The 19,355-nt window shown below is 41.4% G+C and carries 17 protein-coding genes; 9 read left to right on the top strand and 8 right to left on the bottom strand.

Annotated elements, in window-relative coordinates:
* The first annotated feature begins 662 nt into the window (after positions 1 to 662).
* The 5 genes from guaB to WHS63_RS12255 are packed head-to-tail and all read left to right on the top strand — an operon-like array spanning position 663 to position 7,960.
* A complete protein-coding gene (guaB, locus tag WHS63_RS12275; protein ID WP_445205352.1) occupies positions 663 to 2,144 on the top strand; it encodes an IMP dehydrogenase in 1,482 nt (493 codons plus the stop codon).
* Positions 2,145 to 2,187: 43 nt separating this feature from the next.
* Positions 2,188 to 4,155, top strand: a complete 1,968-nt coding sequence (locus WHS63_RS12270; RefSeq protein WP_445205351.1) for a peptidylprolyl isomerase — start codon at positions 2,188 to 2,190, stop codon at positions 4,153 to 4,155.
* Between the two features lie 4 nt (positions 4,156 to 4,159).
* Positions 4,160 to 4,999 (top strand): peptidyl-prolyl cis-trans isomerase, encoded by an 840-nt coding sequence (locus WHS63_RS12265; RefSeq protein WP_445205350.1) that lies wholly within the window; start codon positions 4,160 to 4,162, stop codon positions 4,997 to 4,999.
* A gap of 7 nt (positions 5,000 to 5,006) precedes the next feature.
* Positions 5,007 to 6,356, top strand: a complete 1,350-nt coding sequence (locus WHS63_RS12260) for a peptidylprolyl isomerase (protein WP_445205349.1) — start codon at positions 5,007 to 5,009, stop codon at positions 6,354 to 6,356.
* Between the two features lie 11 nt (positions 6,357 to 6,367).
* On the top strand, positions 6,368 to 7,960 hold the full coding sequence (locus WHS63_RS12255; RefSeq protein ID WP_445205348.1) for an OstA-like protein: 1,593 nt from the start codon (positions 6,368 to 6,370) through the stop codon (positions 7,958 to 7,960).
* Between the two features lie 33 nt (positions 7,961 to 7,993).
* Here WHS63_RS12255 and WHS63_RS12250 read toward each other — a convergent pair whose 3' ends face one another.
* The 6 genes from WHS63_RS12250 to WHS63_RS12225 form a co-directional block, all read right to left on the bottom strand.
* Complete coding sequence (locus tag WHS63_RS12250; RefSeq protein WP_369490778.1) at positions 7,994 to 8,215, bottom strand: DUF2795 domain-containing protein; 222 nt, start codon at positions 8,213 to 8,215, stop codon at positions 7,994 to 7,996.
* 82 nt (positions 8,216 to 8,297) lie between these two features.
* Positions 8,298 to 8,846 (bottom strand): cob(I)yrinic acid a,c-diamide adenosyltransferase, encoded by a 549-nt coding sequence (locus WHS63_RS12245; RefSeq protein ID WP_445199126.1) that lies wholly within the window; start codon positions 8,844 to 8,846, stop codon positions 8,298 to 8,300.
* Between the two features lie 77 nt (positions 8,847 to 8,923).
* Positions 8,924 to 9,655 carry an ABC transporter ATP-binding protein gene (locus tag WHS63_RS12240; RefSeq protein ID WP_369490774.1) on the bottom strand — a complete coding sequence of 244 codons (732 nt, stop codon included), beginning with the start codon at positions 9,653 to 9,655 and terminating at the stop codon, positions 8,924 to 8,926.
* Positions 9,656 to 9,680: 25 nt separating this feature from the next.
* Positions 9,681 to 10,490 (bottom strand): O-methyltransferase, encoded by an 810-nt coding sequence (locus WHS63_RS12235; RefSeq protein WP_445205347.1) that lies wholly within the window; start codon positions 10,488 to 10,490, stop codon positions 9,681 to 9,683.
* Between the two features lie 91 nt (positions 10,491 to 10,581).
* Positions 10,582 to 11,049: a phosphate-starvation-inducible PsiE family protein gene (locus tag WHS63_RS12230; protein WP_445205346.1), complete on the bottom strand. Its 468-nt coding sequence runs from the start codon at positions 11,047 to 11,049 to the stop codon at positions 10,582 to 10,584.
* 82 nt (positions 11,050 to 11,131) lie between these two features.
* Positions 11,132 to 13,039 carry an AMP-dependent synthetase/ligase gene (locus WHS63_RS12225; RefSeq protein ID WP_445205345.1) on the bottom strand — a complete coding sequence of 636 codons (1,908 nt, stop codon included), beginning with the start codon at positions 13,037 to 13,039 and terminating at the stop codon, positions 11,132 to 11,134.
* 101 nt (positions 13,040 to 13,140) lie between these two features.
* On the opposite strand from WHS63_RS12225, the gene WHS63_RS12220 reads away from it, so the two are divergent.
* From WHS63_RS12220 to WHS63_RS12205, 4 genes are all read left to right on the top strand, one after another.
* Entirely contained in the window at positions 13,141 to 14,064 is a 924-nt protein-coding gene (locus WHS63_RS12220; RefSeq protein WP_445205344.1) for a radical SAM protein, read from the top strand.
* Positions 14,065 to 14,179: 115 nt separating this feature from the next.
* Positions 14,180 to 14,632 carry an SPOR domain-containing protein gene (locus tag WHS63_RS12215; RefSeq protein WP_369490764.1) on the top strand — a complete coding sequence of 151 codons (453 nt, stop codon included), beginning with the start codon at positions 14,180 to 14,182 and terminating at the stop codon, positions 14,630 to 14,632.
* Between the two features lie 133 nt (positions 14,633 to 14,765).
* Positions 14,766 to 16,163: an MFS transporter gene (locus tag WHS63_RS12210; RefSeq protein WP_445205343.1), complete on the top strand. Its 1,398-nt coding sequence runs from the start codon at positions 14,766 to 14,768 to the stop codon at positions 16,161 to 16,163.
* 19 nt (positions 16,164 to 16,182) lie between these two features.
* Positions 16,183 to 16,851, top strand: coding sequence for a hypothetical protein (locus tag WHS63_RS12205; protein WP_445205342.1), 669 nt, complete (start codon positions 16,183 to 16,185; stop codon positions 16,849 to 16,851).
* Between the two features lie 7 nt (positions 16,852 to 16,858).
* Here WHS63_RS12205 and WHS63_RS12200 read toward each other — a convergent pair whose 3' ends face one another.
* Together WHS63_RS12200 and WHS63_RS12195 are read right to left on the bottom strand one after the other, a co-directional pair.
* Complete coding sequence (locus tag WHS63_RS12200) at positions 16,859 to 18,127, bottom strand: adenylosuccinate synthase (RefSeq protein ID WP_369490759.1); 1,269 nt, start codon at positions 18,125 to 18,127, stop codon at positions 16,859 to 16,861.
* A 136-nt stretch (positions 18,128 to 18,263) separates the two neighbouring features.
* Positions 18,264 to 18,737, bottom strand: coding sequence for a Fur family transcriptional regulator (locus WHS63_RS12195; RefSeq protein WP_369490758.1), 474 nt, complete (start codon positions 18,735 to 18,737; stop codon positions 18,264 to 18,266).
* Positions 18,738 to 19,355 lie beyond the last annotated feature (618 nt).

Raw genomic sequence — 19,355 nt, 5'->3', positions numbered from 1 at the left:
GATTACTTTTGAACCCTAACCACCTGATTAACAATTAGGCATTTTTTGATTTTAAATTATTTTGGACAGCTGTGATTCAATTTTATACTTCAAGATATTGTAAATTTACATAACAATAAAAAAATCAGCTACTTTTTTTGGGATTTGAATCAACGTTTTTTAGTTAAGCGTTTAAAGGTGTTTAGTTTTTTGTGTTTGGCGTTTGGAGTTTATTGAAAATCTGCGTAAATCTATTTAATCAGTGTAACCTGCGTTCTATTTTTTGTTAGGTTAAATTTGATTATCAAAATTCTTAGATTTATCTGTTCTATTTTCCTCTAACTTCCTCTAACTCCGTCATATTCTTAATTCTTCCGGTTCACGGTTCACGTTTAACGAACTAGAACTTCCTCTAACTTCCTCATATTCCGACTCATTCCGATTCATTCCGATTCATTCCGATTCATTCCGATTCATTCCGATTCATTCCGATTCATTCCTCCAGAAATTATCCCGTTTGAATTTTTAATTCATTGCACCTTGGTTTAATCAAAATGTCAACAACTACCTTTCAGGGTTTTGCAAAAAATAACATAGCCAGAGCTGCATATTGGGCTGAGCCAATTGCAGGTATGCTATTTTTTTGTAACTTGCCGCATTTTTAAACAGTAAACCAGTTAGCCATGTCGTTCTTAGATGATAAAGTAGTAGCCGAAGGTTTAACCTTCGACGATGTGCTGTTAGTTCCGGCATACTCAGAAGTATTACCCCGCAATGTTGATTTAACATCGCGATTTACGCGAAACATTACAATTAAAGCGCCAATTGTTTCGGCTGCCATGGATACGGTAACCGAATCGGCACTGGCCATTGCCATAGCCCGCGAAGGGGGCATAGGGGTTATCCATAAAAATATGTCGGTTGAGGCGCAGGCTCGACAGGTACGCGAGGTAAAACGTGCCGAGAATGGAATGATCTATGAACCCGTTACCATTCATCCCGATGCTACTGTTGGTGATGCCCTGGCCATGATGAAGGAATACCGTATTGGAGGCATTCCCGTAGTTAACAATGAGAACATCCTTATAGGCATTGTTACCAACAGGGATCTACGCTTTCAGGAGAATATGCGTACCCCCATCAGGGATGTAATGACCTCTAAAGGAATTATTACAACCAGCCAGTCGATTGACCTTGAAAAGGCAACCGAAATACTGAAACAGCATAAGATTGAAAAACTTCCGGTGGTTGACGAGAATAATAAGCTAATTGGTTTACTCACCTACAAGGATATCACTAAGGTAAAAGATAATCCCAATGCCAGTAAGGATACCAAGGGGCGTTTAAGGGTTGCAGCAGGCGTTGGAGTTACGGCCGATACACTAATCCGCGTAAGAGCACTATACGAGGCTGATGTTGATGCCATTGTTATTGATACTGCACACGGCCACAGCAAGGGTGTGATTGAGATGCTAAAAATGGTAAAAAAGGAATTCCCCAAGCTTGAAGTGATTGTTGGGAACATAGCCACAGCCGATGCCGCTAAAATGCTTGTTGATGCTGGAGCCGATGCGGTTAAGGTAGGCATTGGCCCGGGTTCAATATGTACAACCCGTGTTGTTGCAGGCGTTGGTGTTCCTCAGCTAAACGCTATTTGGGACGTTGCAAGTGCCATTCAAGGCTCAGGCGTTCCTGTAATTGCCGATGGTGGAATTCGTTACTCAGGCGATATTGTAAAAGCCCTAGCGGCAGGCGCCGATACCATTATGGCCGGATCGCTTTTTGCAGGTGTGGAAGAATCACCAGGCGAAACAATCATTTACAATGGCCGTAAGTTCAAGTCGTACAGAGGAATGGGCTCGCTAGATGCCATGCAGCAGGGTTCCAAGGACCGTTACTTCCAGGATGTTGAGGACGACATAAAAAAACTTGTACCCGAAGGCATTGTGGCTCGCGTTCCCTACAAGGGAACCCTCGCCGAGGTTTTCTACCAGCTTATTGGTGGCCTGCGTGCCGGTATGGGCTACTGTGGCGCACCAAACCTCGATGCACTCAAAAAAGCCAAGTTTGTTCGGATTACTCATGCAGGTATTATTGAAAGCCACCCCCACGACGTGGCAATCACCCGCGAGGCTCCAAACTATAGTCGCGATACCAGCTATTAGTGCAAACTAATGTTTTGTAAGGTAACCCTTAAACCCAAAACCGATGAAAAAGGTATTTCGAGTAGCAATCATTACAGCCGGAGTGTTAGCAGGACAAATTGCTTATGCCCAGAAACAGGGCTCTGAAACACTTTTAACCATCAACAACACTCCTATTTCAGCTGATGAGTTTATATCGCTTTACATTAAAAACACCAAGGCTACTGGTGCAAAAATTGATAAATCGACCCTTGATGACTACCTAAACCTTTTCATCAACTTTAAGCTAAAGGTTCAAGCAGCCCGTGATGCAGGAATCGATACCCTATATTCGTTCAGGAATGAGTATAATGGTTATGTTGATCAGCTTGCGCAATCGTACCTTATTGATCAGGAAACGCTCGATGCTTTAACCCGTGAGGCCTACCAGCGTATGCTGGAAGAGGTAAGCGCCAGCCACATCCTTATTAGCATTCCGGAAACAGTAACGGGTTCCGATACTCTTAAGTACTACCAAAAAGCCATTGAGGCTCGCTCCAAAGTTCTTAGCGGCGAACCCTTTGGCAAAGTTGCATTAACCACTAGCAACGATCCTTCGGTTGGCCGAAACAATGGTTACCTTGGTTGGTTCTCAGCCTTTCAAATGGTTTACCCCTTTGAAAGTGCAGCTTACAATACTCCGGTCGATTCGGTTTCGATACCGGTTCGCACCCGCTTTGGTTACCATATCATTAAGGTTCACGGTCGTCGCCCTGCCAAGGGGCAAATTAAGGTTGCCCACATCATGGTGAGGGTTAACCCCAATGCTTCGCCTCAGGAAATGGAAAATGCCCGCCAAAAAATAGTTGACATTCATAACCGCCTACTTAACGGCGAAAACTTTGCCGAGTTAGCCAAAAAGGAATCGCAGGACAACAGTACAGCCCCGAACGGTGGCGAACTACCCTGGATTCGTTCCGGCCAAATTATTCCCGAGTTCGAGGAGGTTGCTTTTTCCCTAAAAGAAATTGGCGATATCTCCAAGCCCTTTCAAACCTCATTTGGGTGGCATGTGGTTAAGCTTCTTGATAGAAAGCTACCGGGCGAGTTTGAGGAGATGCAGCCAGAGATTAAAAACCTACTGGCTCGCGACAGCAGAACCATGCTCATACGTACCTCATTCATAAACAAGCTCAAAAAGGAGTACGGGGTTAAGGAGTTCCCCGCCGAATCGGCTAAACTTCTCTCATCGCTTATCGATTCCACCATTTTTAAAGGCGAATGGAAAGTTCCAGGCATCAAAACAAACCCAACTTTACTGGTTGTAAAAGGATCGAATTATACACTATCCGACTTGCTCCAGTTTATTGGCCAGAACCAGCAAAAAAGCAGGAGCCATTCCATCCAATCGTTCATCAGCTCTATTTATACCGATTGGGTAAACCAAACCATAATTAACCTTGAAAAATCGCTTTTACCCCAAAAATATCCTGAATTTAAACAGCTTGCCAACGAATACCTCGAGGGTATGCTGCTTTTTGAGATATCGAACCGCGAGGTATGGACAAAAGCATCTGATAGCACGGCACTCAACACATTTTTCGAGAACCACCGCGATAAGTATCTGTGGGGCGAAAAAATTTACTTTACCGTTTACCAAACCGCTGATAGTAAGATTGCCCAGGCACTAGTAAAGAGCCTAAAAAAGAATCCGGCTATAAATCCTGATGAGCTCGTTAAGAAATGGAATAAGAAGGCACAAAATGTTACCTACAACCAACAGGTAGGCTTCCCCGATAATCCATTGCTTTCAGGTTATACCCAATGGAACTCAGGTATTAACAGTAGTGTTCAGAACGACAAACACCTTGTAGTACATATCAATAAAACAACTACAGGTGAGCCTAAGGAGCTAAACGACTGCAGGGCTGAAGTTATGGCTGATTATCAGAATTACCTGGAGGAATCATGGATTCAAACGCTTAAGGAAAAATACAAGGTGGATATTAACAATGACACTTACAGTAAGCTACTTGAAAATCTCAACAAATAAAAAAATGAATAGACTACTATTTTCGCTGATTGTAGTAACTGGCTTTCTTACTGCTTGCCAAAACGCCGATAATAGCCGGCCTGTAGCAAGGGTATACGATAAGTACCTCTACGAAAGCGACCTTCAAAATATTTTCCTCACAAATGTAAGTAAGGAGGACAGTATACTAATTGCTAAGGCTTACATTGAGAAGTGGATTCAAACTCAACTCCTGCTAAAACAGGCCGAGAACAACCTTACCGATAAGGAGAAAAACGTGGCACGTCAGCTGGAAGATTATAGGGCATCACTACTAATCCACAAGTACGAACAGGCTTACGTAAACCAAAAACTCGATACTCTGGTTAAGGAAACAGAGGTAGAGCAGTACTACTACTCCAACAAGGATAACTTTGTTCTCTCAGAGCCAATAGTTAAAGCACTATTCATAAAACTCCGCAAGGAAGCCCCACAAACCCCCAAGATCAAGGAAATATACCGTTCTAAGAAACAGGAGGACATACAACTCCTGGATAATTTGGCCTATCAGGCGGCCATTTTCTACGATTTTTTCAATGACCAATGGATACCATTCTCGGTAATTACCCGTCAGCTTCCTTACACAATCGATAATGTAAAGGAGACCTTTTCAAAACAATACATTGAAATGGAAGACGGCAGTTTCATCTACCTGGTTTCGCTGCGTGAGGTTAAAGAGCAAGGCGAAACTGCACCTCTCGCCTACATAACAAACGAGATAAAACAGCTAATTATTAACGCGCGAAAGCAAAACCTGATTGACCAGCTGGAACGCAATTTGTTTATTAAAGCAAAAGACGATCGTAATTTTGAAATCTACAAATAGTACAACCATGAGAGCATTTAGGTTACCTACACTTTTTTTATTGATTTTTTCGTTTAGTCTTAGTTCGCACGCGCAGGAAAATATCTCTATCGACAAGGTAATTGCAGTTGTTGGAAATGAGCGCATACTTCTATCCGATGTTGAGCAGGAACTCCTGCGCATTAAAATGCAAGGCAGTACAAATGCTAATATCGACCGTTGCCAGCTATTGGAGCAACTCCTTATTCAGAAACTTCTAATAACCCAGGCTAAAATTGATAGTATTGAGGTAAACGAAGGTTCAGTTGAAAGCGAAGTTGACCGTCGTTTAAAGTACTTTATCAATCAAATTGGATCGGAAAAGGCACTGGAGAACTACTTTAACAAGCCGATATTTGAAATTAAGGACGATTTAAGAGAAATCATACGCGAGCAACAGTTAACCCAGCAGATGCAGCGTAAGATTGTTGATAAGGTTAAAATAACCCCATCGGACGTAAAAGCTTTTTACAAAAAAATTCCCTCCGATAGTCTACCCGACATACCCATGCAGTACGAACTTCAACAAATTGCAATTTACCCCCCCGATGCCGAAAAGGCGAAGCTTGAGGCTAAAGAAAAGCTGCTTGAAATTCGTAATCGAATACTTAATGGTGAACGATTTTCAACCCTTGCCGCCCTATATTCTGAGGATAGAGCATCGGCCATAAAGGGCGGAGAGTTGGGTTTCCGTTCACGCGAAGAGCTTGTTAAGGCATTTGCCGATGCTGCATTTAACCTTAAGGAAGGTCAAATTAGCCAGGTGGTGGAAACCGAGTACGGATTGCACATCATCCAGATGATTGAACGACGAAACGACCAGGTAAATGTTAGGCATATCCTTCTCAAACCTCAGTTCACAACCGATTTGCTTTCAAAAGCAGTTCAAAAGCTCGACAGCATTGCCACGCTTATCCGCAACGATAGTATTACCTTTGAGAACGCAGCGCTCCGTTTCTCCGAGGATAAAAAATCAAACCTAAACAAGGGCCTGATGATCAATCCCTTTACCAATACCTCGCTGTTTGAGAAAGAGCACTTGCAGCCATCGGACTTTTATGCAATAAAAGACCTAAAAGAGGGCGAGTATAGCGCACCCTTTGAGTCGCGCGATGAGCATGCAAATATCGTTTTTAAAATCATCAAGGTGAAACGAATTGTGCCTGCCCATAAGGCTAACCTGAAAGACGATTACGATAAAATTCAGGAAATGGCCAAGTCGAGTAAGGAAAACGAGATACTCAGGGACTGGGTTTCAAAAAAAATAAAATCGTTCTACATCAGGATTGATAATGATTTTCATAGTTGCGATTTCCAAAGCAAGGGTTGGATAAAGTAGGCATAATTGAGATGAAATCCATACTTCGTATTCTTATTATTATACCTATTCTGCTGGGATTGCTCACAGGCGCTCAAGCTCAACAAAAAACCCGAATTAGGTTTGAAGGGGCAAAGAGCATGAAAAACCTCAATATTGATGGCCAGAAAATTATCAGGTATATTGGGAATGTACGCTTTCAGCACGAAAACACCCGTATAGTCTGCGACAGCGCTTACCATAATCCCGATGATAACTGGTTTGATGCCTTTGGTAATGTTAGCATTCAACAGGGTTCAACCCGAATAACCGGTCAAACCCTTCACTTTGATGGCAAAACCTCAGTAGGTAAGATAACCGGAAAAGAGGTTAAACTCATTGACGACGAAACCACGCTTACTACCCAAACCCTATACTTTAACTCAAAAACGAATGTTGCCTACTATACAACTCCGGGTGTAATTACCTCAAAGGAGTCGAAGCTAACCAGCCAGCGGGGCTACTTTAACCGCTCTTCCAACCTCCTATCGTTTGCTGGAAACGTTGTGATGGTTGACCCCGATGGAACAATATACACCGACTCCCTTAGCTACAGCACCAAGAATGAACTTGCTTACTTCTTTGGACCAACCCACATCTTTAATAAGGATAATTTTGCTTACTGCGAAAAGGGTTGGTACAATAAAAAAATTGAGCAAACCAACCTACAACAAAATGCTTACATACTTAGCAAGGAGAATAAAATATTTGGCGACAACATTTTCTACGACAAATCCAGTAAGTTTGCCCGGGCAATTGGAAATGTTGTGCTAATTGACACTGTTAACAGGGCTTACATCTATGGGCAAAAAGCTAATTTTTGGCAGGAAACTGAGCAAGCCGAGGTAACGGAGAACCCCTACCTGATGCTAATTGATAATTCCGATAGTTTATTCCTTAAAGCAAACTACTTTAAAGTAGTTAGCAAAAAACATGAAAAATCATCGGACTCCACCTATAGAATTCTTAAAGCACTAGGCAATGTTACTTTTTACAGGCGCGATGTTCAAGGGCTATGCGACTCAATGATATACAACACCCGCGACTCGGCAATTGATATGTATGTTGATCCTATCCTCTGGAACGATGTAAACCAAATGACTGCCGACCACATAACCATTCACTCAAAAAATAACAAAATAAACCGGATGGATTTTAACGGCAATGCCTTCATTACCTCATTTGAGCAAGACAAATTTTACAACCAGATTAAAGGTAAAACCATAACCGCATTTTTTAATAACGGTAAGGCGGAAAAGATTGATGTAAATGGAAATGGGCAAGCGGTTTACTTTATACGCGATGGCAACATACTTACATTAGCCAACCGTTCCGAGAGTGCAAAAATTTCAATCCTGGTAAAGGATAATAAAGTAAGCCGGGTTACCTTCCGCGAGAAACCATCATCAAACCTTTACCCCATTGAGAAAGTTGAACAGGAAGATGTTATGCTTAAGGGTTTCAAATGGCATGAGGCTAAACGTCCGGCTAATAGGAACAGCATAATACCAAGGGACTTTAAGGTGCAACCGGTGGAACTTGGTAGTAAAAAGCGACTCGAAATACTAGGCAGTAAAAGCAAATAAGGAAAAAGGAGAGGTTAACCTCTCCTTAATTTTTTAGTACTCATCCTCGTTAAAAAGAAAGTCTTCTTTTGTAGGATAGTCGGGCCAGATATCTTCAATGCTCTCGTAAATTTCATTATCGTCCTCCAGCTCCTGAAGATTTTCAATTACCTCAAGAGGTGCGCCAGAACGAATGGCGTAATCAATTAACTCTTCCTTTGTTGCTGGCCATGGTGCATCTTCTAACTTGGATGCTAATTCTAATGTCCAATACATAGTGCTTTTAAGTTTATTAAAAAACTGATTGTCAGTAAAATATCTTTATTGACAACCACACAAATATATAAATTTTTTGGAATTACAAATTAGGCTGCCATTTTATTTGCTCAACTCCAAAATCCTTGCCAAGTTTCCGTGAAAGGGTAAAAAAGTAATCGCTAAGCCGGTTAAGGAAAACTACAAGATTTTCAGGGAGTGGTGTTTCTTCAGCTAGGTGAGTAACCAAACGTTCGGCTCTGCGGCAAACGGTTCGGCAAACATGGCAAACCGAAACAACAGGATGACCTCCGGGTAGCACAAACGATGTTAAAGGCTCCAGCTGGGCATCCATGGCATCAATCTCATTCTCCAGACGCTGTATATCGGCGCTTTCAATCTTAGGTATCCTTACCTTGCAATCGGTGCAGTCCGCAGCAAGTATCGATGCACAGTTCATTAACCTGTCCTGAATAAATATGAGGGTTTCAACAGTGTGTCTATCGATATCCTGGTCGCGGAGCAAACCGGTGAATGCAATCAGCTCATCTACTGTGCCATAGGTTTCAATCCGTGGATGGTACTTGGGAACGCGAGTTCCGCCTATCAGCGATGTTGAGCCCTTATCGCCTGTTTTTGTGTAAATTTTCATACAATAATTGTTGCGTTGCAATATAGTTTATCTACCTTGTTTAAACAAGAAATATTTAAATCAACGCAAACCAATATTTATTGTTCAGTAATTACAACTTTTTGCCTGAGAATAGGGTTTGGATTTGGTTCATCCGACTCAATATGACCATCGCGAAGCCTAACAATTCTACGGGCATGGCGGGCAATATCCTCCTCGTGGGTAACAACAATTATGGTATTGCCTTGCTCATAGATATCCTCGAAAAGGTTCATAATATCGATAGAAGTTTTTGAGTCGAGGTTACCAGTAGGCTCATCGGCGAGAATGATAGAAGGGCTATTTACCAGGGCTCGTGCCACGGCAACGCGCTGACGCTGACCGCCAGAGAGCTCGTTTGGTTTATGTTCCATTCGGTCGTCAAGCCCAACATTCTTAAGGGCTAACTTTGCCATTTCAATACGCTCATGTTTTGGTATTCCGGCATAAATTAGCGGTAGCATTACATTATCGAGTGCAGTGTAACGGGGTAAGAGGTTGAAGGTTTGGAAAACAAACCCAATTTCCTTATTACGGATTTCGGCTAACCGGTCGTCGGACAACTTGCTTACATCTGTTCCATTGAGTATATAGGTACCATCGGTTGGTGTATCCAAGCAACCCAGAATGTTCATCAGGGTTGATTTTCCAGAACCCGAAGGCCCCATAATTGCTACATACTCATTACGTTTTATGGTTAGGTCGACCCCTTTTAAGGCTTTCACAACAACGCTTCCTACCTGGTAGTACTTTTTAATGTTTGTAATGTTGATTAAGTAATGCTCGCTCATATACTAGGTTATTATATTTTACTTGTTAGAATGGTCCGTATCGAAGCATAAAATTTTGTTTGGCTATGCCTTTCCTGAAGAAAAGCACTCCACACCTAAACAGGTCAATGGAAACTGATACTTGCCTGTTGGCCTTGAGTTCCCTCCAGGCATCTTCCATATCGTTACTCCAGCGAATATCGTCAACCACAACCACTGAATTTTCATTTAGCTTTGGAAGTATGACATTGAAATACTGCAAAAGTTTAGTCCCGTTATGGTCACCGTCAATAAAAACAAAATCGAAACCGGGAACTTCCCTTGCAATACCTGGTAATTCTGTTTCAAATATACCACAAATGGGTTTAATATTTGTAATATTCATGGTATCGAAACGTTTTTGGGCAATTCCAAAAACTGCTTCATCGCCTTCAATGGTATAAAGAACTCCTTGTGGGTTTGCCTTGGCAATGTACATTGAGCTAATACCAACCGATGTTCCAAGCTCGAGCATTACATTGGGTTTAAAGCGATTTACAATCCTGTATAGCAACCTCCCCAGGTGTGGTGGTACAGAAGCAGTTCGGGCAATTCTACTTAGCTTAACCAGTTCCCCTCTAAATCCCCCATTCAGGCTTTCGGCGATCGATTTACGAATAATTCCTATATCGCAGCCTAACAGCTCCTTGCGGTACACTTCAATACTCTCAAAGACCGATTCCCTGCTATCGTTTTCGATTGTAGTGGTATACAAATCAAAAACAAAAGGTGAATGTATGCCATATCCCCCCTTCGGTAAGCACTTCTTCCTGAAATGAAGATAATTCATCAAAATCCCCAAGGCTCCCTTTCTCATTTTCGCAATTCTATGAAATGCTAAGGTAAGCCCCAGGGTAGTTTAAACCTCCGCTGGATGTGTTAAAAAAAGTTTATTATACCTAATATTATCAAACATTAACATCGCCACAACTAGAATTTGCCTTTGGAGTGTTTGACCCTAACTTGTTATACTTCTTTTTATAGCAAGTTTTAATAACCCAATAGGTTAATGCCAGGGCAGCCAGCATGGCAGCTAGGGAAAACATCTCCTGCGATGTGGTTCTTGAAATTCCCCATACTATAACCTTGCGGGAGATAGCAATTATGGCAACCAAAACCACAAGCTCCACATGGAGTATCTCGTCCCTGAGGAAACCCTTTATGGTTTCCAGTAGCTCAACCCCAATAATAATTACCAAAAATAAATCGATAAGTTGAGGATACTGCAATTCAATAAAAGCACGAAAGGGATTATTTATCAACCCATCGTATAGCTTAATAAAAACGTCAATTAACGCTAAAATTAGTAGTAGCGAGATAATAAAAAGGGTTAAGTAAATTATTCCCCTTTGAAGTGCTTTAAGGTATCGTTCCATCGTTAAAGTCTTTTTAGTAAAGTTAAAAAAAAGGAGGACATTTAAGTGCCCTCCTTACAACAAATTTGTGATGATATAGTTCTTAATTTTTAAGTAAGGTTTGAACCGACTGGATATTTGCATCGTTAACAATATTTTTGCCACTTGGGGTGTACATGAATTCTAAACGATTCTCATAAAGTTTTTCAACCTTGCCTCTTACTACCTTCATGGTACTATTAACTAAACCGTTCTGTTCAGTAAAGGGCTCATCAAGAATAGCAAAGGTTGTAGGCAACCATCGTTCAGGGAACATATCGCCAAACTCGCCACCGGGTTTAAAGCGGGCTATCTCATTGTTTATTATGGCAATGGCCTCCTTGGCGGCTTCGTGCGATTCAGGGTCGATACCCTTAGCCGCAATGGCTTTTTTCAGAGCCTCCTTTGAGGGAACAATTAGGGCTGTGGTGTAAGGCTTTTGGTTGTTGTGAAGCACAACGCTATCAATAAACTTGGAGTGCTGAACCAACGACTCTTCAATTCCTTCGGGGCTATACTTTTCGCCATCGCTGGCAATAAGCAAGCTTTTGAACCTTCCTAAAACGTAAAGGAAGCCATCCTTATCCATGTATCCCATATCGCCAGTGTAAAGCCATCCATCGCGCACCGTTTCGGCGGTTGCCTTCTCGTTCTTCCAGTAACCCACCATTACGTTCTCGCCCTTGACAACAATTTCGCCTTTTTCCCCTACGGGTAGTTCATTGCCATTCTCATCGCAAATTTTAAGATCAAGGTATTTTACCAGGTGACCCGATGAACCCAGTTTATGGCGTTTTAACGAGTTTGAACTGATAATGGGAGTTGCTTCCGATAATCCGTAGCCTTGTAGCATTGGAATACCAATGGCATAGTAAAAGCGTTGCAGCTCAATATCAAGTAACGCCCCGCCACCAATGAAGAAATCGAGCTCACCACCAAAAACCTCACGTATCTTGCTGAATAAAATTTTATCGTAAAGCCATATAAGGGGCTTGTAAATGAAAGTAAAACCGGTTCCCTTATTCCAACCCTCCTTATTGTACTTGTAGGAGATTTTCAGAGCGTGGTTAAAAAGCGCCTCAGTAAATTTTCCCTTTGCCCTAATGCCGTTTTCAATATTCTTTTTGAAGTTCTTGGCTAAAGCGGGCACGCTGAGTAAAAGGTTTGGTTTAAGCTCCTTGATGTTAATTGGGATATTCTTCAAAGTATCCATGGGGGTCTTGCCAACCTGAACGGTAGCTATACTTGCTCCCTTAGCCATAAATGAGTATAAACCGGCTACATGCGCAAAGCAGTGGTCGAGCGGTAGAATTAGCAGCGTTTTATAATGAACAGGTATCTCCATAAGGGTTAAGGCCTGCTCAACATTAGCAGTGTAGTTTCTATGCGAAAGAATTATGCCCTTAGGATCGGCTGTGGTGCCTGATGTATAACTGATATTGGCATAATCGGCAGGTTTGATGCTTTTTGAAACCTCCTCAACTTTTCCGGGGTTATTCTTAAGAAATTCATCGCCTAGCTTAAAAACATCGCCAACGAACAGATCGTCGCCCTCTAACTTTTCCGGCTGATCGAGGTATATTACCCTTTTAACGTTGGGTAACTGGGAGCGCAACTTCTCAACCTTTGATGCTTGCTGTCCCGATACAAAAATCATAGATGTTTCGGAATGAACCAATCGGAATAGTAAGTCATTACCCTCTAGCTTTACCGAAAGAGGAACATTTACAGCACCAGTATAGAGTATCCCCAATTCACTTATTACCCAAAGCTTGCGGCCTTCACTTAGTAGCGCAATCTTGTCGTCTTTCTTTACTCCAAGGCTTAACAACCCTGCTGCTAAGCGGTAAACCTCAGTCCGTGTTTGGGCGTATGAGGTTGGTTCATACTTATCGGTAACTTTTTCCCAGATGTAAGGATTATCGGAAAACTTACTTACGCTCTCCTCAAAAAGATCGATTATTGTTTTCATCGTTTCAAAATTTTCACCATTAGAATAGACAAAACTATAAAATTTTGTTTTGCAACTCACCTAATCATATCTAAAAGTAGTAGGTTTAGTATTTTTGTGGCATGGATGAAAATAAAATCTTTGATTTAAGCTGCTGCACCCTATGCCCCCATGAATGCGGCATTGATAGGTATGCCCATACTGGTTTCTGTAATGTTGGGGTAAATCCAGTTGTATCATCAATTTTTCCTCACAAAGGTGAGGAGCCAGTTATATCAGGTGAAAAAGGAATATGTAACGTTTTTTTTGCGCATTGCAACCTGCAATGCATTTTCTGCCAAAACCACCAAATAAGTAGGAATACCAAGCATAGCAAAAAATGGTTAACCGATACTAAAGTAATTGTTGATGAGATAAAAAGTATACTCAACACTGGTATTGGAATGGTTGGCTTTGTTTCACCGTCGCACCAAGTTGCCCAGATGGTTGATATTGTAAATTCCTTGAATAAATCGGGCTATAAGCCTATTACTGTATACAACTCCAATGGATACGACAAAGTTGAAACCCTAAAAATGCTTGAGGGTATAGTTGACGTTTACTTACCCGATTTAAAATATTACGACAGCACATTAGCGCAAAGGTTTTCAGGGGTATCGGATTATTTTCAGGTAGCCTCAAAAGCCATTAAGGAAATGTATAGGCAAAAGGGTTCAACCCTAATCCTAAACAACGAGGGTTTAGCAGAGTTTGGAATGATTATCAGGCATTTAGTTCTGCCAGGTCATGCCAACGACAGCATTAAACTTCTCAACTTTCTTGCCGAAGAGGTTTCAACAAAACTATACATCTCGCTCATGTCACAGTTTTACCCCCCTGCAGAGCTTACACTGCCCAATGAATTAAACCAGAATGTGGGTATTGAAGAGTATAAAAAAGTTATTGAAGTATTGGAAAATCATGGCTTCAGGGGCTGGGTTCAAGACCCGGTAAGCAGCCATTTTTACCGTCCCGATTTTGAAAGTAACAATCCCTTTTCAGAATAGGATACCTGAAAGGGATAAAATCAGCATAATTGCTTGAACTTTTAGCGCTAAATTTTGATTTATTAAAAATTTGTATATATATTGCACTGAAATTAAACCTTAACCGAGAAACCCTATGAAAAGAATTATACTGTTTATAGTACTGGCAGCATTTGTTGGCACGGGTTGCAAGTACTTTAAAAAAGACAAAAAGGTTGACCCCATTGCCCTGCAAAAAGCCAAAGAGGACAGCATAGCAAAAGCAAAAGCTTTTGAGGAAGAACAAAAAAGAATAGCCGAGGAGCAAGCCCGCCAAGAGGAATTGCGTAAACAGCAAGAGTATGAAGCCACTTACCGTTTTCATGTGATTATTGGTAGTTTTAAAGTGCCTTCAAATGCCACAGCATGGGAGGAAGAAGTTCATAAATTGGGTTTTAACAAAACAAAAATACTTGACTCACCCAATGGTTTTAAGCTGGTTTCAATTGGTCAGTACGACACGTATAGCAAAGCTTTTAACGAAATTGAGCGAATTAACTCCGAGCGACCCGACGAACCCATGGAAATGTGGGTATACGAAAATAAGTAAATTACGATTAAGCGATTGTAAAACCGCCAATTTTTAGGCGGTTTTTTATTTTGTTGACAAAAAATGTATTTGGTTTGAGCTATTTTGATTTTATTTGCTGCACAAAACAAACTAAACCTAATTTTTATACTAAATGGAAAAGATTCGACAAACACTGCGCGATCATGCCTGGGCACGTTGGACAGCCCTGGCAGTTGTAGCTTTTACCATGTTAACCGGTTACTACTTAACCGATGTGATGGCCCCGCTGAAAGGGCTTTTAGAGCAACAACTCTCATGGGATAGTTCAGAATACGGACTTTTTACCAGCGCCTACGGGTGGTTTAATGTATTTCTTTTCATGCTAATCATTGGCGGTATTATCCTCGACAAAATGGGTGTCCGGTTTACCGGTCTAATGGCTGCCACCATAATGGTTATTGGTACATCCATTAAGTTCTGGGCTGTTTCCACCCATATGCTCGATGGGCAGGTATGGAATATTCTATGGATTTTCCCCATTAAAGCACAAGTGTTTATGGCTGCATTGGGGTATGCCATTTTTGGTGTAGGTGTTGAAGTGGCCGGTATTACCGTTTCAAAAATCATTGTAAAATGGTTCAAGGGCAAGGAGCTAGCGCTTGCTATGGGTTTGGAAATGGCTACTGCCCGTTTAGGTACTGCGCTTGCTTTGGCTACATCGGTACCCATTGCTAAGGCTTTTGGCCATGTTTCAAAGCCCATCCTTTTCTGCTTGATTCTTCTCGTAATTGGCTTAATTTCATTTATCATTTACACTTTTATGGATAAGAAGCTCGATGCTTCCCAAGCTGAATACGACAAGAGTAACAATGTAACCAACGAGGAGGAAGCATTTAAGATATCGGATATTTTCAATATCATTACCAACAAGGGTTGGTGGTACATTGCCATACTTTGTGTACTATTCTACTCAGCCGTTTTCCCATTCCTTAAGTATGCCGCCGACTTAATGGTAAACAAGTTTGGTGTTGATGAATCGCTTGCCGGTACAATACCTGCCATGTTACCCTTTGGTACCATACTGCTTACTCCCTTTTTCGGAAATATTTACGACAGGAAAGGTAAAGGGGCAACTATCATGCTGATTGGCTCACTCCTACTTATCTTTGTACACTCCATGTTCTCAATTCCATTCCTTAACCATTGGATTATTGCAATTGTACTTATTATTATTCTGGGTATTGGATTCTCATTGGTTCCCTCGGCAATGTGGCCTTCAGTGCCAAAAATCATCCCTGAGAATCAGCTTGGAACTGCCTACTCCTTAATTTTCTGGGTACAAAACTGGGGCTTAATGGGTGTTCCTGCCCTTATTGGTTGGGTGCTCGATAAGTACTGTGTAACCGGTCAAAAAGTGGTTGAAGGCGTAACAGTGAATACCTACAACTACACTATACCAATGATAATTTTCACCTCACTTGGGATACTTGCCCTGGTTTTTGCATTACTGCTTAAGGCTGAAGATAAGAAAAAGGGTTATGGACTTGAGCTGCCAAATATTCAAAAGTAATTTTTCATTTTTAAAGGGGATGTCCGCATTGCGGATGTCCTCTTTCTTTGTATTTGCCTGTCTATTAACTTTTTCACAACGAGGTATCTCTCAAGAAATTTCTGGTACACAAATAGAGATTGATAGGTTTGCAATGGAGATGCAAACCGTAGATGAGAGCACAACACTTATTTCAACAATAGTTTCGTTTACAGCTATTCAAGATCAGATATCCAATACACTATCCATTAACTTCCCAAAAGCGCAGGAATTTATAGTTAATAGAAGTAAAGCAAGAATTACCGACTCAAAGGGTAATGTTATTTGGAAAGGTGGCCTTGAGAAAAAAGTTACATCGGAAAACACGCTTAGCTTTAAGTTTGGTAAAGACTGGCTGAATAAAAAAGGAACTCAACCATACACCATTGAGTGGGAAACGAATGTTTTGGTAAGTTCGCCTTCCGGAAACTATGTTTGGCCTACCTGCCTTTCAGGAAACATATACTCAGTAAAGTACCTCGGGTTACGAGTTTTTGCCGACAACGAGTTTAGAGAAAAAATTGAAACTAACCTTGAGGTAAGTTCAAGGTTAATGGATCAATCCTCTGGTCTTAGCGGTGTAGTATGGGAATTGAGCAACTATCGTACAAAAAAGGCCTGGCAATATACCAAGCCTATTGAAAATCCCTTTGTAAAAATATCTTTCTAGCTGTTTTTCACTCCCTTACAATTGTTTCGTCTCTGTTTGGTCCAACTGAAATAATCCTAACCGGAACACCTGTTTCCTGCTCAATAAACTGGATGTAAGCCATTAGCTCGTCAGGCAAATCACTATCGGATTTGAAGCCTGAAATATCGGTCATCCAACCCTTAAACTCCTTGTAAACCGGCTCAATGGGCGTATTAATATCGTAGGGCAACCTGTCGGTTTCAATACCGTTTACCCTGTATGCTACTGCAACCTTGATGGTTTCAAAGGAATCAAGCACATCGGGTTTAGTCATTATTAGCTGGGTTACACCATTGAGCATAATAGCATACTTCAATGCAACTAGGTCGAGCCAACCACAACGACGCGGCCGTCCAGTGGTGGCACCAAACTCAACACCTATCTTTCGCATCTTTTCGCCAATCTCGTTATCAAGCTCGGTGGGGAATGGTCCAGAGCCTACTCGGGTACAGTATGCCTTGAATATGCCGTAAACCTCACCAACTGCGTGAGGAGCAATTCCCAACCCCGTGCAAGCGCCGGCACAAATAGTGTTCGATGAGGTTACGAACGGGTATGAACCAAAATCGATATCGAGCAATGATCCCTGAGCACCTTCCGCAAGCACCCGTTTTCCCTGTTTGATGTAGCTATTTATTTCGTACTCAGAGTCGATAAGGTCGTACTGACGTAGAAGCTCTATGCCCTTAAACCACTCCTCCTCATGCTGTTCAATGTTACTTGAATAGTTATATTGCCTTAATATTTCCTTGTGTTTGTTCTTTAGGAAATTGTATCTATCCTTAAAATCGGGTAAAAGGATATCGCCCACACGTAGCCCATTGCGTCCGGTTTTATCCATGTAAGTAGGGCCAATTCCCTTCAGGGTTGAGCCTATCTTTCCTTTTCCCTTTGCTGCCTCCGATGCTGCATCGAGTTCACGGTGCGAGGGTAAAATGAGGTGAGCCTTTTTGGAAATTTTGAGTGATTTTTTCAGGTTTACTCCAAGCTTCTCAAGCGAGTGTATTTCCTCAGCAAGGATAATTGGGTCAATTACTACACCATTGCCAATTAAGTTTAAGCAGCCAGGATGAAATACCCCTGAAGGAATGGTATGCAGCACATGTTTAATGTTATTAAACTCCAAGGAATGACCTGCGTTTGGACCACCTTGGAATCGTGCAATTACACTGTAATTGGGAGTTAGAACATCAACAACTTTCCCTTTTCCTTCGTCGCCCCACTGGAGGCCTAATAGAATATCAACTTTACTCATCTCCTTTAATAATAATTATGCTACTTTTGGCAAATAAAAACCTTAGCGAAACCAATTGTTCACACAAATTTTCAAGCCAAAAAGCATATAAAGGTAATGCTTTTAGCACAATTTTGAAAAGGAAAATATTAACAATCTAAAGGGAAAGATCAACCTTATCTATTTCGGTTTGACAATCTTTACAAAGGCCATAAAGGTAAAGCGAGTGATGCGAAATAGTGAATCCGCTATTCTTTTGGGCGGAGTTAATTATTTCCTGTATTCTGGGGTCGCAAAACTCAATTACTTTACCACAGCGACTACAAATAAGGTGATCGTGTTGCTTACATTCATAAGCTTTCTCGTATAGCGATGAATTTTTACCAAACTGGTGTTTTATTACCAGCCCACACTCCAGTAGCAAGTCGATTGTGTTGTAGAGCGTCGCCCTACTTACCTGGTAGTTTTTATTTTTCATTTTGATATAGAGCGTTTCTATATCAAAGTGCGACTCTTGTGAGTAAATCTCGTCAAGAATGGCGAAACGTTCGGGTGTTTTCCTGTGCCCTTTACGCTCCAGGTAATCGGTGAGTATGCGTTTTACTACAAGTTTAGTATCGCTGCAGGTCATAGCTTAAATTTAGACTTACTTTAAATAGCAAAAATAGGATAAAATTTTTGTTATACAACATCAAACAGAAAAACATAAATAAAGTTTATCCGAAGGGCCAAGAATTAACCGGGCTCATGTATTGAGGAATGAATCGGAATAAATCGGAATGAGTCGGAATGAGTCGGAATAGATGGAATATGATGGAGTTAGAGGAAGTTAGAGGAAAATAGAACATATAATCCAATGTCGTTTAGTTAAGGTTATTTTTTATGTTGAGTACAAGCGAAACATCACGCTGTCGTGCTGAGCCCCGATATATCGGGATAGACTTTGCCGAAGTATCTCTTTGCTCTTTTCTCTTCAATCCTTTGATGAGATCACTCGACTTTGCTTGGGATGACAAAACCCTACCTTCCCTTTTGCTCCTTTGTCATGTTGAGCTAGCCGATACATCTCTTTACCTTTAACCCTTGTTGTTTTTTTGGGAATTGCTCTTTGCAGTGCTTTTCTGTTGCGATGCAAAGCTTCACCTTTGCTCTTTGGAAAATGCATTGCGTGCATCGCTATACTAGTGGAGGTAGCACTTTGGTTACAAATATTACGCCCCTACGGGGCTGGAAGCGGTGTTCGTTGTTC

Origin of the sequence: Tenuifilum sp. (assembly GCF_037481895.1) — a bacterium.
Lineage (GTDB): Bacteria > Bacteroidota > Bacteroidia > Bacteroidales > Tenuifilaceae > Tenuifilum > Tenuifilum osseticum.
This window is presented reverse-complemented; position numbering and strand designations above follow the sequence as displayed.

Coding starts and splice junctions, on each gene's coding strand:
- guaB (WP_445205352.1), top strand. CDS start 663: ATGTCGTTCTTAGATGATAAAGTAGTAGCCGAAGGTTTAACCTTCGAC.
- WHS63_RS12270 (WP_445205351.1), top strand. CDS start 2,188: ATGAAAAAGGTATTTCGAGTAGCAATCATTACAGCCGGAGTGTTAGCA.
- WHS63_RS12265 (WP_445205350.1), top strand. CDS start 4,160: ATGAATAGACTACTATTTTCGCTGATTGTAGTAACTGGCTTTCTTACT.
- WHS63_RS12260 (WP_445205349.1), top strand. CDS start 5,007: ATGAGAGCATTTAGGTTACCTACACTTTTTTTATTGATTTTTTCGTTT.
- WHS63_RS12255 (WP_445205348.1), top strand. CDS start 6,368: ATGAAATCCATACTTCGTATTCTTATTATTATACCTATTCTGCTGGGA.
- WHS63_RS12250 (WP_369490778.1), bottom strand. CDS start 8,215: ATGTATTGGACATTAGAATTAGCATCCAAGTTAGAAGATGCACCATGG.
- WHS63_RS12245 (WP_445199126.1), bottom strand. CDS start 8,846: ATGAAAATTTACACAAAAACAGGCGATAAGGGCTCAACATCGCTGATA.
- WHS63_RS12240 (WP_369490774.1), bottom strand. CDS start 9,655: ATGAGCGAGCATTACTTAATCAACATTACAAACATTAAAAAGTACTAC.
- WHS63_RS12235 (WP_445205347.1), bottom strand. CDS start 10,490: ATGAGAAAGGGAGCCTTGGGGATTTTGATGAATTATCTTCATTTCAGG.
- WHS63_RS12230 (WP_445205346.1), bottom strand. CDS start 11,049: ATGGAACGATACCTTAAAGCACTTCAAAGGGGAATAATTTACTTAACC.
- WHS63_RS12225 (WP_445205345.1), bottom strand. CDS start 13,039: ATGAAAACAATAATCGATCTTTTTGAGGAGAGCGTAAGTAAGTTTTCC.
- WHS63_RS12220 (WP_445205344.1), top strand. CDS start 13,141: ATGGATGAAAATAAAATCTTTGATTTAAGCTGCTGCACCCTATGCCCC.
- WHS63_RS12215 (WP_369490764.1), top strand. CDS start 14,180: ATGAAAAGAATTATACTGTTTATAGTACTGGCAGCATTTGTTGGCACG.
- WHS63_RS12210 (WP_445205343.1), top strand. CDS start 14,766: ATGGAAAAGATTCGACAAACACTGCGCGATCATGCCTGGGCACGTTGG.
- WHS63_RS12205 (WP_445205342.1), top strand. CDS start 16,183: ATGTCCGCATTGCGGATGTCCTCTTTCTTTGTATTTGCCTGTCTATTA.
- WHS63_RS12200 (WP_369490759.1), bottom strand. CDS start 18,127: ATGAGTAAAGTTGATATTCTATTAGGCCTCCAGTGGGGCGACGAAGGA.
- WHS63_RS12195 (WP_369490758.1), bottom strand. CDS start 18,737: ATGACCTGCAGCGATACTAAACTTGTAGTAAAACGCATACTCACCGAT.